The 14,313-nt window shown below is 51.8% G+C and carries 15 protein-coding genes and 3 pseudogenes; 8 read left to right on the top strand and 10 right to left on the bottom strand.

Annotated elements, in window-relative coordinates:
- Nucleotides 1-8: 8 nt before the first annotated feature.
- Nucleotides 9-689, bottom strand: a complete 681-nt coding sequence (gene deoC / locus NYE85_RS19445; protein WP_259006394.1) for a deoxyribose-phosphate aldolase — start codon at nucleotides 687-689, stop codon at nucleotides 9-11.
- Nucleotides 690-888: 199 nt separating this feature from the next.
- On the opposite strand from deoC, the gene rbsK reads away from it, so the two are divergent.
- From rbsK to NYE85_RS19430, 3 genes are read left to right on the top strand one after another with little or no spacing between them, the layout of a single operon-like run.
- Nucleotides 889-1,821 (top strand): ribokinase, encoded by a 933-nt coding sequence (gene rbsK / locus NYE85_RS19440; RefSeq protein WP_259006393.1) that lies wholly within the window; start codon nucleotides 889-891, stop codon nucleotides 1,819-1,821.
- A 1-nt stretch (nucleotide 1,822) separates the two neighbouring features.
- A complete protein-coding gene (fucP, locus tag NYE85_RS19435) occupies nucleotides 1,823-3,154 on the top strand; it encodes an L-fucose:H+ symporter permease (protein ID WP_259006392.1) in 1,332 nt (443 codons plus the stop codon).
- 11 nt (nucleotides 3,155-3,165) lie between these two features.
- The gene (locus NYE85_RS19430; RefSeq protein ID WP_259006391.1) at nucleotides 3,166-4,179 is read left to right on the top strand and encodes an aldose 1-epimerase family protein; all 1,014 of its coding nucleotides are present in this window, start codon (nucleotides 3,166-3,168) and stop codon (nucleotides 4,177-4,179) included.
- 29 nt (nucleotides 4,180-4,208) lie between these two features.
- Here NYE85_RS19430 and ybjG read toward each other — a convergent pair whose 3' ends face one another.
- Nucleotides 4,209-4,814, bottom strand: coding sequence for an undecaprenyl-diphosphate phosphatase (gene ybjG, locus NYE85_RS19425; protein ID WP_259006390.1), 606 nt, complete (start codon nucleotides 4,812-4,814; stop codon nucleotides 4,209-4,211).
- A gap of 5 nt (nucleotides 4,815-4,819) precedes the next feature.
- Nucleotides 4,820-5,584, bottom strand: coding sequence for a phosphatase PAP2 family protein (locus NYE85_RS19420; RefSeq protein ID WP_405050699.1), 765 nt, complete (start codon nucleotides 5,582-5,584; stop codon nucleotides 4,820-4,822).
- Nucleotides 5,585-5,794: 210 nt separating this feature from the next.
- Between NYE85_RS19420 and eco the strand changes: the two genes are divergently transcribed.
- Entirely contained in the window at nucleotides 5,795-6,304 is a 510-nt protein-coding gene (gene eco / locus NYE85_RS19415; protein WP_259006388.1) for a serine protease inhibitor ecotin, read from the top strand.
- Between the two features lie 87 nt (nucleotides 6,305-6,391).
- On the opposite strand, the gene NYE85_RS19410 is transcribed toward eco, so the two are convergent.
- Nucleotides 6,392-8,368, bottom strand: a complete 1,977-nt coding sequence (locus NYE85_RS19410) for an alkyl/aryl-sulfatase (protein ID WP_259006387.1) — start codon at nucleotides 8,366-8,368, stop codon at nucleotides 6,392-6,394.
- 859 nt (nucleotides 8,369-9,227) lie between these two features.
- On the opposite strand from NYE85_RS19410, the gene NYE85_RS19405 reads away from it, so the two are divergent.
- Nucleotides 9,228-9,872, top strand: coding sequence for a Qnr family pentapeptide repeat protein (locus NYE85_RS19405; RefSeq protein ID WP_259006386.1), 645 nt, complete (start codon nucleotides 9,228-9,230; stop codon nucleotides 9,870-9,872).
- A gap of 170 nt (nucleotides 9,873-10,042) precedes the next feature.
- Nucleotides 10,043-11,397, top strand: a protein-coding gene (locus NYE85_RS19400) for an IS3 family transposase (protein ID WP_259006385.1) whose coding sequence is annotated in 2 segments (ribosomal slippage) — nucleotides 10,043-10,541 and nucleotides 10,541-11,397 — 1,356 coding nt in all. Because the reading frame shifts where the segments join, the coding sequence is not laid out codon by codon here.
- Nucleotides 11,398-11,439: 42 nt separating this feature from the next.
- Here NYE85_RS19400 and NYE85_RS19395 read toward each other — a convergent pair.
- Nucleotides 11,440-11,943, bottom strand: coding sequence for a site-specific integrase (locus NYE85_RS19395; protein ID WP_259006384.1), 504 nt, complete (start codon nucleotides 11,941-11,943; stop codon nucleotides 11,440-11,442).
- Between the two features lie 158 nt (nucleotides 11,944-12,101).
- On the opposite strand from NYE85_RS19395, the gene NYE85_RS19390 reads away from it, so the two are divergent.
- A complete protein-coding gene (locus tag NYE85_RS19390) occupies nucleotides 12,102-12,428 on the top strand; it encodes a hypothetical protein (RefSeq protein WP_259006383.1) in 327 nt (108 codons plus the stop codon).
- Nucleotides 12,429-12,654: 226 nt separating this feature from the next.
- On the opposite strand, the gene NYE85_RS22855 is transcribed toward NYE85_RS19390, so the two are convergent.
- From NYE85_RS22855 to NYE85_RS22840, 4 genes and pseudogenes are all read right to left on the bottom strand, one after another.
- Nucleotides 12,655-12,870, bottom strand: coding sequence for an IS3 family transposase (locus tag NYE85_RS22855; RefSeq protein ID WP_405050698.1), 216 nt, complete (start codon nucleotides 12,868-12,870; stop codon nucleotides 12,655-12,657).
- Nucleotides 12,871-12,909: 39 nt separating this feature from the next.
- Nucleotides 12,910-13,058: pseudogene (locus NYE85_RS22850) on the bottom strand (DDE-type integrase/transposase/recombinase); the annotation flags it as partial.
- Between the two features lie 60 nt (nucleotides 13,059-13,118).
- Entirely contained in the window at nucleotides 13,119-13,457 is a 339-nt protein-coding gene (locus tag NYE85_RS22845; protein WP_405050697.1) for an IS3 family transposase, read from the bottom strand.
- A 47-nt stretch (nucleotides 13,458-13,504) separates the two neighbouring features.
- Nucleotides 13,505-13,804 carry a transposase gene (locus tag NYE85_RS22840; RefSeq protein WP_405050692.1) on the bottom strand — a complete coding sequence of 100 codons (300 nt, stop codon included), beginning with the start codon at nucleotides 13,802-13,804 and terminating at the stop codon, nucleotides 13,505-13,507.
- A 66-nt stretch (nucleotides 13,805-13,870) separates the two neighbouring features.
- Here NYE85_RS22840 and NYE85_RS22835 point away from each other — a divergent pair.
- A pseudogene (locus NYE85_RS22835) lies at nucleotides 13,871-14,024 on the top strand (IS3 family transposase); the annotation flags it as partial.
- Here the strand turns inward: NYE85_RS22835 and NYE85_RS19380 are convergent.
- Nucleotides 14,021-14,143: pseudogene (locus NYE85_RS19380) on the bottom strand (transposase); the annotation flags it as partial. The pseudogenes NYE85_RS22835 and NYE85_RS19380 overlap by 4 nt on opposite strands.
- Nucleotides 14,144-14,313: the final 170 nt, after the last annotated feature.

The following is a 14,313-nucleotide window of genomic DNA, read 5'->3' as shown; positions in this document are numbered from 1 at the left end:
CGCCAGAATCAGTAACTGCCGGCAGCGGCCTCGGCACCGGAAACGATTGCGACGCCGGAGCTGGTGCCGATACGCGTGGCGCCTGCAGCGATCATCTTCTCGGCGGTGGCACGATCGCGCACCGCGCCAGAAGCCTTCACGCCCATTTCACTGCCGACGGTTTCACGCATCAGCTTGACGTGTTCTTCGCGTGCGCCGCCGGTACTGAAACCGGTAGAGGTTTTCACAAAGGCGACGTCGAGTTCGCGGCACATTTCACACACTTGAATGATTTGCGCGTCGCTGAGCAGACAGGTTTCCAATATTACCTTCAACGGGATCGCGGCGCAAACCTCGCGCACTGCGGCGATGTCGGCTTTAACCCGATCGTTGAGACCGCTTTTCAGCCAACCAACGTTGATCACCATATCGATTTCCTGCGCACCGGCAGCAATGGCCGCCTTGGCCTCGAACGCCTTGGCTACCGTCAGCGCCGCCCCCAGCGGGAAACCAATCACCGAGCAGACTTTCACCTCGCTTTCCTGCAGCAGGTGCGCTGCCAGCGGCACGTAGCCTGAGTTAACGCAGACCGCATAAAAATTGTGCTGCTGTGCCTCTTCGCACAGTTTGGCGATTTGCGCTTCACTGGCGTCCATTGCCAGCAGGGTGTGGTCGATATAGCGAGCGTAGTCAATGTTTTCAGTAGTCATTGCGATTCCTTAATCAGAGTAAGCCAGGTAAATCTGTGTTATGTGAAAATTATAACATCTGTCATGGCGCAAACATAGATTGATTTAGCGTGTAAGCGGTGATTCATAGTTGCGATCAATGTCACATATATAACAATCCTGCGTTGATAATGTTATTTAATTAACATCATATGACTAAAAAAACAACGGGGATACAACGATGGATATTGCAGTAATCGGTTCGAACATGGTGGATTTAATCAGCTATATCGACCAGATGCCGAAGGCCGGGGAAACGCTGGAGGCAGCAGAATTTGAGTTGGGCTGCGGCGGTAAGGGGGCCAACCAGGCGGTAGCGGCCGCCAGGATGGGCGCCGATGTGATGATGGTGACACGGGTGGGGGACGATCTGTTTGCCGATAACACGCTGCGCAATCTGCAACAGGCCGGCATTGATACGCATTTTGTGAAGAAGGTGCCGGGCGTAAGCAGCGGCGTTGCGCCGATATTCGTCGATCGTACAACCTCGCAAAACCGTATCCTGATCGTCAAAGGGGCTAACAATCAGCTGTTGCCGGCGGATATCGACGAAGCCGCTGATGCCTTGCAACAGTGCCGATTGATCATCTTGCAACTCGAAATTCCACTGGAGACGGTGTACGCGGCGATTGATTTTGCGCGTCGACATCACATCAAGGTGATCCTCAATCCGGCACCCGCGTCGCGCGAGCTGGATATTCGCTACGCCTGCCAATGCGAATTCTTTATTCCCAACGAAACCGAGCTGGAAATCCTAACCGGCATGCCGGTTGACAACGATAACAATATTCGTCGCGCCGGTCAGAGCCTGCTGGATAAGGGCTTGCGCAACCTGATCGTGACCCTTGGACAACGCGGCGCACTGTGGATGACTGACGACAGATGCGAACATGTTGCGTCGCTGCCAGTGGCGGCGCTGGATACCAGCGGCGCGGGAGATGCGTTTATCGGCTGCTTCGCACAGCAATACATTCATCAGGGCGATGTCCTGAGCGCGATGCAGCAGGCGGTTGCCTATGCCGCCTATAGCGTCACCGGCAAGGGTACCCAGCGTTCTTATCCTGACGCTGCGCAGTTCCGTGACTTTATCGCCACCAGACAGCATGGAGTATAAAATGCGCCAGACCATCGTGCAGCAAGCAGACGGTTATCTGAACAAGACGCCGCTGTTTCAATTTATCCTGTTGTCCTGTCTGTTCCCATTGTGGGGGTGTGCCGCCAGCCTGAACGACATTCTGATTACCCAGTTCAAGAGCGTGTTTGCGCTGAGCGATTTTGCCAGTGCGCTGGTACAGAGCGCGTTTTATGGCGGTTATTTTCTGATCGCCATTCCGGCATCGTTGGTGATTAAAAAGAGCAGCTACAAAGCGGCAATTCTGATCGGCCTGACGCTGTATATCGTCGGCTGTATGCTGTTTTATCCCGCTTCGCATATGGCGACCTATACCATGTTTCTGGCGGCGATTTTCGCCATTGCCATTGGCTTGAGCTTTTTGGAAACCGCTGCCAACACTTACAGTTCAATGATTGGCCACCGGGATTACGCTACGCTGCGGTTGAACGTCAGCCAGACGTTTTACCCGCTGGGGGCGCTGATGGGCATCGTACTGGGCAAATACCTGGTATTCCAGGAAGGGGACAGCCTGGAAGCTCAGATGGTCGGCATGTCACCGGAACAGGTCCATCAGTTCCGTCTGTCGATGCTGGAACATACGCTGGAACCGTATAAGTATCTGATTATTGTGCTGGTGGTAGTGATGCTGCTGTTCCTGCTGACCCGTTACCCGCGCTGCAAGCCGCAAGATGCGCACGGCGAGCAGGCCACCGCGCCGGCGTTGGGAGAAACGCTGAAATACCTGGCGGGCAATGCACGCTTTCGTAAAGGCATTGCCGCACAGTTTTTATATGTCGGCATGCAGGTTGCCGTGTGGTCGTTTACCATCCGTTTGGCGTTGAATCTTGGGGCGACCAATGAACGTGATGCCTCCAACTTTATGATTTACAGTTTTATCTGCTTCTTTATCGGCAAGTTTATTGCCAACTTCCTGATGACCCGCTTTAAAGCCGAAAAAGTGCTGATTGTCTACGCATTGCTGGGCCTGGTTACGCTGGCCTACGTAGCGCTGGTGCCGAACTTTACCGCTGTTTACGCTGCGGTGTTGGTCAGCGTGCTGTTCGGCCCCTGCTGGGCGACCATTTATGCCGGCACCCTGGCAACGGTAGAAAACAAATATACCGAAGTGGCCGGGGCGATCATTGTCATGTCGATCGTCGGTGCGGCGTTTGTCCCGGCATTGCAGGGTTATGTTTCCGACCGTCTTGGCTCGATGCAACAGGCGTTTGTGGTCTCGCTGCTGTGCTTTGCCTATGTCGGGTTCTATTTTTGGGGAGAGCTTCGCCATCAGAAACGCCAGGCTTCGCATAGCGTGGCCACCGAACAATCATAAGGAGAATGCGGATGAAAGCGAAAATACATTTATTTCCTGAGTTGTTCGGTCCCGCACCGCGTGAGATATACCGCTGTGCATCATTCTGCGTAACGGCGTTTCGCTATCCTAGTGGTATTGCCGGCTTAACGCTGGCGAATGGCCGCGGCCATCTGACGGTGCTGCCGTACTATGGCCAGATGATCTGGGACGCGCAGTTCGACGGCCATGATTTAAAAATGGAGCAGATGTTTAGCCAGCCGCGGCCAGGTGACAACATTGTCGATACCTATGGTTGCTTTGCCTTCCATTCAGGCCTGTTGAGCAACGGCTGTCCGTCGCCGGATGATAGTCATCCACTGCATGGCGAAATGCCGTGTGCGGTTATGGATGCTGCCTGGCTGGAGCTGGAGGGCGATCGGTTGGCGGTAAGCGGCAGCGTAGAATATGTCAAAGGGTTCGGCCACCGTTACCGAGCGCAGCCGGCGGTGAGGTTGACGGCGGGCAGCGCGCAGTTCGATATCGAAATGCAGGTCACCAACCTGGCCGGGATGCCTATGCCGCTACAATATATGTGTCATATGAATTATACCTATGTGGCGGGCGCGACATTTAGGCAAAATTTACCCGGTTCGGTGCTGCAACTGCGCGAAAGCATCCCGGCGCACGTTAAGCCGACGCCGTCATGGTTGGCGTTTACCCAGCGTCTGGCCGAGCGTGGTCATGGGATATGCGAATTGAGCGAGCCGCAGCATTACGATCCGGAAATCGTGTTTTTTGCCGATAGGTTGTCGCAGTACGTCGATCAGGCCGAGTTTTTCATGCTTGCGCCGCAGGGGCACCGGTTCGTGACACGCTTTTCCACCGCGCAGTTCAATTATGCCACACGCTGGATTTTGCATAATGCGGATCAGAAGGTTGCCGCGTTTGTTTTACCGGCAACCTGTCGGCCTGAGGGGTATCTGGCGGCGGAACGCGCCGGGAGCCTGCTGATGCTTGCCGCTGGCGAAAGCCGGGCGTTCTGTGTGACCACCGGGGTAGTTTAAATAACGGGGCGGTAACGCCCCGCAGGTGATTACTCTTTTACCCAGCCTTTGCGGATCGGGAAGGCAAACAGGAAGCGATACAGACGTTCCAGTTTGGCGGCAATCAGGTCGCCAAACAGATTCCACACCAGTTGCGCGAACAGGCAGCCAACCATACCCAGCAACAACCCGCCCACCATATCCAGCGGCCAGTGCACGCCAAGATAGACGCGTGACCAGGCAATGCCTGCTGCGACAACCATCAGCAAGATGCCGGACCACATGCGATGCCAGCACAAAAATGCAATGGCAAAGGTGAAAATAGCGGTGCCGTGATCGCTGGGGAAGGAACTGTCGGGGGCATGTTGCAGAAAGGTATAACCGATGCCGGCAACAAATGGCCGTTCGTGCGGCAACAGCATGCCGATGGCGGCCGAGGCCACCAGGGAAAAACCGAGAGCAATTGTCGTCTTCGACACCACTGCACGTTGTGAAACCAGCGCGTTTTGTGGCCCCCATAACCACAGTCCGGCAATCAGCAGCGGGACGATGGCGATCAGATCGCGAGCCAGAAAGGTGGCGAGATCGATCGCCCATTCTGGCGAGGCCGGGGTCGCGTTAATCCAGGCGAAAAGAAGATAATTCAACTGCTCCATTATAGTTACCTCGTCTTGCGGCTTAAGTAGCCGCTAACCCACCAATAAACAGCCAGCTGGCTGAACCAAACCCACCAACCTGCCCACAGGTTATGGGAAAAGAAATGTGCGCCGCGCATCACCTGGCCAAAGCCCATCAGCATGCCGAGCGTGATGCCGCCAAACCACCAGGCATAGGCGATGCGCGGCCGTAGCGGATAAAACAGAAAGAACACTGCCATCACCGCAAATCCGCTGGAGGCATGCCCACCCGGGAAACACCGTCCCGGACCCGGGTGGGCCGGTATCGTGCCAAGTAGGGGATAGGACATCGCCTGGCCGCCGTATTCCAGCAAGTCCCATGGACAGGAGTGCGCACTGCCGGCCTTCAGAACACCCACCACCAGTGGGCCGAGGCCCAGCAGCAACATGCAGAACGCTAAACGCGCATGCCGCTGATAAACCGCCCACAGCAAGCTGGCCACTGCCGTGCCGATCACGCCGATTTTCAGCAGTCGATGATTGATTAAATCGAGCCAAAAATTGTTTTGCCACGGGAAATGCCTGCTGGCGGCGTCGTACCAGTGATTGCTGATTGCCCAGTCCAGCTGTTCGTTGCGTGAAAGCCACATGAACAGCAACCCACTGACCAGCAAACCAAAAACCTGCCAACGGTAAAAGGAAGACGGCAAAGAGTAAATGGCAGTTGTCTTAATATGCGGTGTTGTTGAGGTTTGATTTAACAATGATTGTGCCAATTTTTGTGGCTTCACAGAGGGCGCTCGCGAGATAACAGGGATGAACAACTGTAATAATGCTGTCTTAAGAAAACCTTAATACGTCACTTTGCGTTGCTGGTCCGTTTTTTATGCTGATTTTTATTCTTATGTTGGTTGCAAAAATCATCGACAACATTATGTAAAGAAGATTAAACCATTGGAATGTGTCGGGGGAGTGTATTAACGTATGTTCGGATTTTAGGAAAATCATAGGGAAAGTTTATGAAAAAGATCTCTTTGCTGGTTGCCGGCATGCTGATGGCAACCACTGCCGGAGCGGCGACCTCTGCGAGCGAAAACGATGATATCAGCCAACAGCCGCTGGAAAAGGTAGCGCCTTATCCGCAGGCAGAGAAGGGTATGACGCGACAGGTCATTTATCTGCCCAAGCAGGATCGTGAAGAAAACTTTAAAGTGGAACTGCTGATTGGCAAGACGCTGGAAGTGGACTGCAACCGACATATGATGGGCGGCAAGCTGGAAAGCAAGACTCTGTCCGGTTGGGGTTACGATTATCTGGTGCTGGATAAGCTGTCTGCGCCAGCCTCTACCATGATGGCCTGTCCGGACGGCAGCAAGCATCGGCAGTTTGTGGCTGCAAATCTGGGCGATGCCGCCATGCAGCGTTATAACAGTCGCCTGCCGATCGTGGTCTATGTGCCGCAGGACGTGGAGGTGAAATACCGCGTATGGCAAGCCGCTGAAACCGTCAACGTCGCGGTGAAGAAGTAATTAACCGCTGTTGTGCCGCTCACTGATGTCAGCGGCAAACGGCTGTAAATCCAACGCCCCGGTGATGGTGTCACCGGGGCGTTACGTTTACGGCGTGACGATATTAAACCAGAAGTCGAACTTATCCATATAGCCCAACAATTCGTTTAGCTTCTCGGCATTGCCGGTGATTTTTACATCCCCTTTGTCTTGCTCTTCCTTCAGCGTATGTTCTTTCAGAACGATCCGGTTCAAGGCGTCACGGGAAAGCGTGATTGTCGCATCGGCCTCCTTGGCTTCGGCGTTGGCGGTGTGGTTGAGTACGCCGTTTTCCAATTCGATTTTGTATTTACCGTCTTGCTCGCCAAAGTCAAAGTTCAGCACGATATGTGCCTTGGCGGCTTTTTCACCGTTAATATGCACGCCTAAATAGTCAAAGAACATCTCCGGCGTCATGGCGCGTACCGTATCCGGACTGGCAGTATTTGGCGTTGGCAACTGCTTGACGCCGTTGCGCAGCTCTTGCGCGCCGGTCAGGTAGAAGTTACGCCACGGGCCCGATTCTGCCTGATAGCCGAGCTGTTCCAGCGCATCCGCCTCAAGGTGGCGAGCCGCTTCGTTTTTAGGATCGGCGAAGACCACTTTACTGACCACCTGCGCAACCCAACGGTAGTTGCCCTGATCATAGTCAGCCTTGGCTTTCTGCAGAATATTGTCCGCGCCGCCCATGTACTCAACGAATTTTTTCGCCGCTTCTTCAGGCGGCAGTTCATCCAGCGTGGCTGGGTTACCATCAAACCAGCCGAGATAAAGCACATAGGTGGCCTTGACGTCGTGACTTACCGAACCGTAATAGCCGCGGTTCGCCCAGACCGTGGCAAGCGCTGGCGGCAGGGTAAAGTTGGCGGCGATTTCGTCGCGCGTCAGGCCTTTATTCGCCATACGCAGCGTTTGGTCGTTGATATACCGATACAGGTCACGCTGGCTTTTCAGCAGTTTTTTAACGTTGTCGTTACCCCAGGTCGGCCAGTGGTGCTGCGCCATGATAATTTCGGCTTTATCACCCCATAACTGCAATGCATCGTTGATGTATTTTGACCAAGGCAGCGGCTCACGAATTTTTGCCCCGCGCAGAGAATAGGTGTTGTGCAGCGTATGCGTGACGTCTTCTGCCGCTTCAATCAGCTTTTTCTCCTCGATATACCACAGCATTTCAGCCGGCGCTTCGGAACCGGGGGCCAGCATAAAGTCATAGGTTAATCCGTCGATTACTTCCTTCTGACCGGTTTTGGTAATGTAGTTCGTAGGTGCTATCAGGGTCACTGTCCCGGCGGAGGTCGTGGTACCCAATCCGGCACCGACCTGTCCCTTGGCCTCGGGTTTGAGCAGGTTGCCGTACATGTAACTTGCACGGCGGCTCATTACGTTACCCGCCATGATATTTTCGGCTACGGCTGAATCCATAAACCCTTCAGGCGCATAAATTTTCACTTTGCCGTTCTTGACGTCCGCTTCGTCTACCACGCCGCGTACGCCACCGTAGTGGTCAACGTGACTGTGCGTGTAGATCACCGCAACCACCGGTTTCTTGCCGCGATTCTTATAATACAGATCCATGCCGACCTTGGCGGTTTCGGCTGATACCAATGGGTCAACTACCGTGATGCCTTCTTTCCCTTCAATAATGGTCATATTGGAAAGGTCAAGGTTACGAATTTGATACACCCCGTCGGTGACTTCAAACAAACCGCTAATATTGATGAGTTGCGACTGCCGCCATAGGCTGGGGTTGACCGTATCGGGGGCTTTTTCTCCCTCTTTAATAAATGCGTATTGTTGCGGGTTCCAGATGACGTTGCCCTTTTCGCCTTTAATGACTTCTTGCGGCAGTGGCGCAATAAAGCCTTTGTGGGCATTGGTAAAATCGGTGTTATCGGAGAAGGGGAGTTGTTCATACAGGGCATTATTTGCCTGTTTTGTCGCCGCTGTTGCATCTTTTGTCGTTTCTTGTGCCAAGCTAGGCATAGCTATGGTTGTCAGCAATCCCGCTAAAGCGAGGCTTTTGACGATCGGTTTGAGTCTCATCTGTTGGCCTTTTAGTGATATAGGGAGCATAACCCTGTATTGAGAATGAAGGATAGTTTCCCATTGGAAAGTAAAGTGACGCTAATTGATTGAGATGTAAAAATAAATATAGCCCAAGGTTTACACTTTGCAAGTTTCAGACATCAAGTTAATTCAGAATGTAAGCAGCAATAATACTTTTTGTCTCAGTGGTTTAAGAAATTAATTCTCACCGCCGCCCGTGAATCTACGGGTGTCTAGGGCCATACCTTATTTCAGCCAAGGGATAATATGAAATGCAATAAATTAGCATTTTTTATACTTGGCATAATTGCCATTTATTATGATTCTGCAACGAAAAAGTCGGCTGGTGTGGCCCAGGTGCGTAGGCCGTTGACTAATATGACGCTCTTTATCGAGAGCGTCTTGTTTTCTTGTTATTCTTTTTAATAGGAAACTTAAATTGAAACTATATTGGCAGCAGATTTTTCTACATAATAATCTTTTTTATTTATTATGTTGGATATAATACGCTGTGTTTTTTGAATTTTTTTCACTATGGTAAAACCAATAAAGTATCAACCCAGTAACAACGCTGAGTTTTGTGCCTTGGCCCCACGTTCGCGCTTCGCCTGTTGTCGACTGTCAGGTTTGAATTGCTTTCCAACACCCAACACGGCCAGCTAAAGTCTAAGCCAATACAGCTACTATCTTGCGCGGCCTGCGGGCTGTTACGTTTTCGGCTTCCCCTGGCGTGGCAGCTCGCCCAAGATTTTTAGTGGGCCGTGGCAAATACAGGGTTACTTTATGTCGATTTACTCTCAGACGCAGGGAAGGCTACAATGGGATGCAATGTGTATAAATAAACAGGCGTCATGCTATGTCGTTGATACTAAAAGGCGAAAGAATTGCTCGTGATCGATTTACCGGTGCCAGAATTGAAAATGCGAGTTTCCGCAACTGTGATTTTTCCGGCGTTGATCTGACCGACAGTGAGTTTATCGGCTGTCAGTTCTACGATCGCGAGAGCCAACAAGGTTGTCGTTTCAGTCGGGCGCAGCTTAAGGATGCCAGTTTTAAACAGTGCGATTTATCCATGGCAGACTTCAGCAACGCCAATGCGCTGGGCATTGAAATCCGTGAATGCCGGGCACAGGGCGCCGATTTTCGCGGCGCCAGTTTTATGAACATGATCACTCCCCGCACCTGGTTTTGCAGCGCCTACATCATAAAAAGTAACCTTAGCTATGCTAATTTTTCGAAAGTCGTACTAGAAAAGTGCGAACTGTGGGAAAACCGGTGGAATGGCGCTCAAGTTGTGGGTGCGACCTTTAGTGGTTCCGATCTTTCCGGCGGAGAATTCACTTCATTCGACTGGCGTTCCGCCAATTTTACCCATTGCGATCTGAGCAATTCGGCGTTAGGGGAGCTTGACGTACGCAATATCGATCTACAAGGCGTTAAGTTGGACAGCTACCAGGCGTCGCAATTGATGGAACGCTTGGGCATCGTCGTTTTAGGCTAACCCCATGTTTTTTAAGATCCCTGCTGAGATAAGGCTTAGGCTGTATCAATGCTGCCTTGAAAAGGCGCTGAATTAGAGCTTAGCAGCGGTTTTAGCGATTACCCCGTAAACCCTCGCTCAAATTGAACTGCACCCCAAAAGTTGGACACCAACTGAGTAAGGTGCATTTTATGGGCAAACCCAATTACACACTGGAATTTCGCATTGCTGTCGTGAGGTATTACCTCTCCGGCCAGGGCGGAATGACCAGGACCGCAGCGCATTTTGGACTCCACAAATCTACCGTCAGCCACTGGGTCGCCTCCTGGCAGCTACACGGTATTGACGGCATAACCTGGAAAGTTGCTGATTACAACCCGGAATTTAAACTCAACGTAGTGAAAACTCTGCAGAAAGAACATCTCTCTTTTCGGGAGGCGGCAGTCCGGTTCTATATCTCCGATAATAAAGTGATAAAACGCTGGTTTGATGCTTATGAAGCTGCTGGTAAATCCGGACTGCAGAAGAGGAAACGACACCACGTGAAAATAAAAAACATCTCCGGACAGGCGACACAGCCGCCGGTGAGCACGGCAAAACCTGCTGAGGAGCTCACGCATGACGAGTTGCTGGCAGAACTGAGATATCTTCGGGCGGAGGTCGATTACCTAAAAAAGCTAAAAGCCCTGGCTCAGCAAAAGAAAAAGCAGAAATAATCCATGAGCTGAGGGCGATTCATGCCCTGCGGGACCTGCTGGCTGCATCTGGTATGGCCCGCAGTACCTGGTATTACCATCAGGCAGTCCGCAACCGGCCGGATAAACACGCAGACATAAAGCGAAAAATCAGCCAGATATACTATCGTCATCATGGCTGTTACGGCTACCGGCGGATCACAGCAGTACTGGCCAGAGAGCATGAACGTGTGAATCACAAAACTGTGCAGCGGCTAATGGGAGAACAGTCCCTGAAGGCAGTGATCCGGGCAAAGAAATACCGTTCCTGGAAGGGGAATACGGGGAAAATCGCCCCCAATGTTCTGCAGCGGGACTTTACCGCCACACGGCCAAACGAAAAGTGGGTGACGGACGTTACAGAGTTCGCTATGGGCGGACAGAAACTGTATCTGTCGCCGATTATAGACCTGTTTAACGGAGAAGTTATCTCGCATGTGATGTCGGCGCGCCCGGTGATGAACATGGTCAGTAGGATGCTGGAGAAGGCGGTGATGACACTGAGCCCAGGGGAGACACCGGTGTTACATCCGGACCAGGGCTGGCAATACCAGATGCAAAGCTGGCAGGCACAGCTAAAAGCGCACGGCCTGACGCAGAGCATGTCACGGAAAGGAAACTGTCTGGATAATGCCGTGGCGGAAAGCTTCTTCGGCACGCTGAAATCGGAATGTTTTTACCTGAGGAAGTACAGCAGCGTGGCAGAACTCAGGAAAGCGGTGGACAGGTATATCCACTATTACAACCATGAACGGATAAAAATGAAGTTAAAGGCCCTGAGCCCGATGGAATACCGGGCCCAGGCAATATAATTTGTATCTGTGATAATAACCGTCCAGGTTTATGGGGTCAGTTCATTTACGGCGTGGGCAGTCACGGTTTAACAACTGTAACGCATGTTCCGGGGTCATCTCGAAGCGCACGCCCAGCTGACCGGCAACGTCCAGTGCAAAAACCCGGGTATAGATCTCGGTACTTTTATAGTCACGGTGCCCCATGAACGATTGTAGGATCTTCGGATGTACCCGGTTATAGAGCAAATGCATGGCAAAACTGTGCCGAAACGTATGTGGCGTGATGTTCTCAATGGAGAAATGCATACCGTTACGTTGTGCATGACCCAGGGCGTCTTTTAACCAGTTTCGTGCTGTGTCATCGGAGATCTCCCATACCGGCTTGGTGACATAACGGGTAAAGGTGGCAAGATGATCACGCAGCCGACGGACAAAACCGGAGTCAAGTAACGGCAAGGTTCTTTTCACCGGTGTATCTTTACCAGGTCGGCCGCGGCGGCCTGCTGTCTGATTACGTTGCTTTAATGTTCGTAGCACAACGAAGGGTTTGACGGCATCAAGCATAATGTCTTCATTCGGTCTTAGAGGCGTTTTACCGAAACCACATTGCAAAACGCTATACTTCCTCCATCCAGTTCGGAGCATACCGGAAGTGGCCGGCAACAGTTGTCACCTCATCACGACCACTACCGCAGTAATTTTTGCCAAGGGAGGCCAGAAAAATGAGCGTCACAATATTCAGAAAAATGAGAGGACGCATTGTTCCCCTCACCGTTGATGAAGAGCATGCTTCAAAATACGAGTCTCATGACTATAAAAAAACACCAAAACATAAAGTAACCACGAATAAATTTGACTCTTTCACGTCGTTCATGGTGCCCAATGCCACTTGCAATAAATGTGGCAAGGATGTTTTCTATTATGAGAATTCATACGGTTCACGGGTACTCTTTGATGCCTTAGGTCTCCCCTGGCCAATTCATCCGTGTTATCATTCAGAACCGGTATTGAAAACCGGCAACCGCGCCGGGGTGGGAACCCGTTTTTAATTGAAAAAGGCGTCATCACATCCAGTGGCGCATTACGGGTACAAGGGGAAATCCGTGGGGCGATAATCAGATTTACGTTCGAAGCAACTGATTTTTTTTAAAAAATGCACGTTGACATAAAGGATGTAAAAAATCTCATTGTGTTTGCCCGGCAGGAAAAAAACAAGGTACAGACGCACAACGGCAAAAAGACCTTTGATCCTACCCGCGTAATGTGGACACGGCCCTAAGTGAGGTTCTGGTTTTCAAATTGCTCCGGGCTAAGGCAGCCACAGGCACTGTGACGACGCCACCGATTGTAACCGCACTCGATATAATTAAACACCGCTGTCCGCATTATTTCCCGGCTGGCAAAGTCCTCTCCGTGGATACATTCCACCTTCAGCGTGTGGAAGAAGCTTTCCGCACATGCATTGTCGTAACAATAGCCTCTGGCACTCATACTGCCCTGCAGATTATGGCGTTTCAGTAAGCTCTGATAATCCGTTGAACAGTACTGACCTCCTCTGTCTGTATGAACGATGACATTTTCCGGACGTTTACGCCGCCACAACGCCATCTGTAACGCATCGCAGGCAAGCTGTGCTGTCATCCGCAGCCAATGACTGACCGCGACCACAGGTCAATCACCACCGCCAGATACAGCCAGCCTTCACCGGTGCGAAGATACGTGATGTCACCCACCCACTTCTAATTCGGGCCGCTGGCGTAAAAGTCCCGCTTCAGCAGATTCTCTGATACTGGCAGACCATGCTCACGGTAACTGACCGGGCTGAACCGGCGGGAGGCTTTCGCCCGCAGTCCCTGCCGACGCAGGCTGGCCGCTACGGTTTTTATGTTATACACCAGTCCTTGAGCACGAAGCTCATCCGTCAGGCGTGGCGCACCATAGCGCTGTTTTGCGTCACTGAATGCCTCCCGGACGACGTTATCACAGACAAGGCGAAACTGCTGACGCCGGTTTATCTGATGACGACGCTGATGCCAGATGTACCAGCCGCTACGGGCAACCTGAAGTACACGGCACATGGCTTTGATACTGAACTCAGCCTGATGTTTTTCGATGAAGACATACTTCATTTCAGGCGCTTGGCGATGTATGTCGCGGCCTTTTGAAGAATGGCCAGTTCCTCATCCCGTTCAGCCAGTTGGCGTTTGAGGCGGGCATTCTCAGCGGCGAGTTCGCTCTCACGTTCAGAGGACGTTGCCTGTTGCTGCCGCTTGCTACGCCAGGTGTAAATTTGCGACTCATAAAGGCTGAGTTCGCGGGCGGCTGCGGCCACACCAATGCGTTCAGCTAGTTTCAGGGCTTCGTCGCGGAATTCAGGTGTATGTTGCTTGCGTGGTTTTTTGGTGGTTGATGCTGGTTTTGTCATGTGAGTCACCTCTTGCTTGAGAGTTTACTCACTTAGTCGCGTGTCCACTATTGCTGGGTAAGATCAGTGGTCAGCATCTCCGAGGTAAAAGCCCTTGAGAAAAAATCAAACAACTTGAACAAATGCTGGGACGCAAAACGATGGAAGCTGGAATCCTTCGGGACGCGCTTGAGACAGTCCAGGCAAAAAAGTTGATATCGCGCATGCCGTTACTGCCACCCCATGATGGCGGGCGACAACCGAGACGGTCATACCGGGCTCAAGACTTTGCTGAACAATGGCGATTTTTTCCTGGACAGTACGCCGTCTGCGCTTCTCCGGACCTAAAACGTCAATCATCCTGACTCCAACGACTAGTCTAAAAACCAGTATTAAGACTATCACTTATTTAAGTGATATCAGTTGACTGAAGATTCAGGGGGCCAGTCTAGGCTGTGTCCCTTAATTGCCTGAGCTATAGTAACTGTCTGTTTCCACAACATATTAAACTATGGCTCGCTACGACCTAC

The organism is Serratia sp. AKBS12 (assembly GCF_024793895.1).
Classification (GTDB): domain Bacteria; phylum Pseudomonadota; class Gammaproteobacteria; order Enterobacterales; family Enterobacteriaceae; genus Serratia_F.
This window is presented reverse-complemented; position numbering and strand designations above follow the sequence as displayed.

Bases quoted from the DNA above. Each gene is read 5' to 3' on its own strand.
- rbsK (WP_259006393.1), top strand. From the start codon at position 889: ATGGATATTGCAGTAATCGGTTCGAACATGGTGGATTTAATCAGCTAT.
- NYE85_RS19405 (WP_259006386.1), top strand. From the start codon at position 9,228: ATGTCGTTGATACTAAAAGGCGAAAGAATTGCTCGTGATCGATTTACC.
- ybjG (WP_259006390.1), bottom strand. From the start codon at position 4,814: ATGGAGCAGTTGAATTATCTTCTTTTCGCCTGGATTAACGCGACCCCG.
- NYE85_RS22840 (WP_405050692.1), bottom strand. From the start codon at position 13,804: ATGACAAAACCAGCATCAACCACCAAAAAACCACGCAAGCAACATACA.
- deoC (WP_259006394.1), bottom strand. From the start codon at position 689: ATGACTACTGAAAACATTGACTACGCTCGCTATATCGACCACACCCTG.
- NYE85_RS22845 (WP_405050697.1), bottom strand. From the start codon at position 13,457: ATGTGCCGTGTACTTCAGGTTGCCCGTAGCGGCTGGTACATCTGGCAT.
- eco (WP_259006388.1), top strand. From the start codon at position 5,795: ATGAAAAAGATCTCTTTGCTGGTTGCCGGCATGCTGATGGCAACCACT.
- NYE85_RS19410 (WP_259006387.1), bottom strand. From the start codon at position 8,368: ATGAGACTCAAACCGATCGTCAAAAGCCTCGCTTTAGCGGGATTGCTG.
- fucP (WP_259006392.1), top strand. From the start codon at position 1,823: ATGCGCCAGACCATCGTGCAGCAAGCAGACGGTTATCTGAACAAGACG.
- NYE85_RS19390 (WP_259006383.1), top strand. From the start codon at position 12,102: ATGAGCGTCACAATATTCAGAAAAATGAGAGGACGCATTGTTCCCCTC.
- NYE85_RS19395 (WP_259006384.1), bottom strand. From the start codon at position 11,943: ATGCTTGATGCCGTCAAACCCTTCGTTGTGCTACGAACATTAAAGCAA.
- NYE85_RS22855 (WP_405050698.1), bottom strand. From the start codon at position 12,870: ATGAGTGCCAGAGGCTATTGTTACGACAATGCATGTGCGGAAAGCTTC.
- NYE85_RS19430 (WP_259006391.1), top strand. From the start codon at position 3,166: ATGAAAGCGAAAATACATTTATTTCCTGAGTTGTTCGGTCCCGCACCG.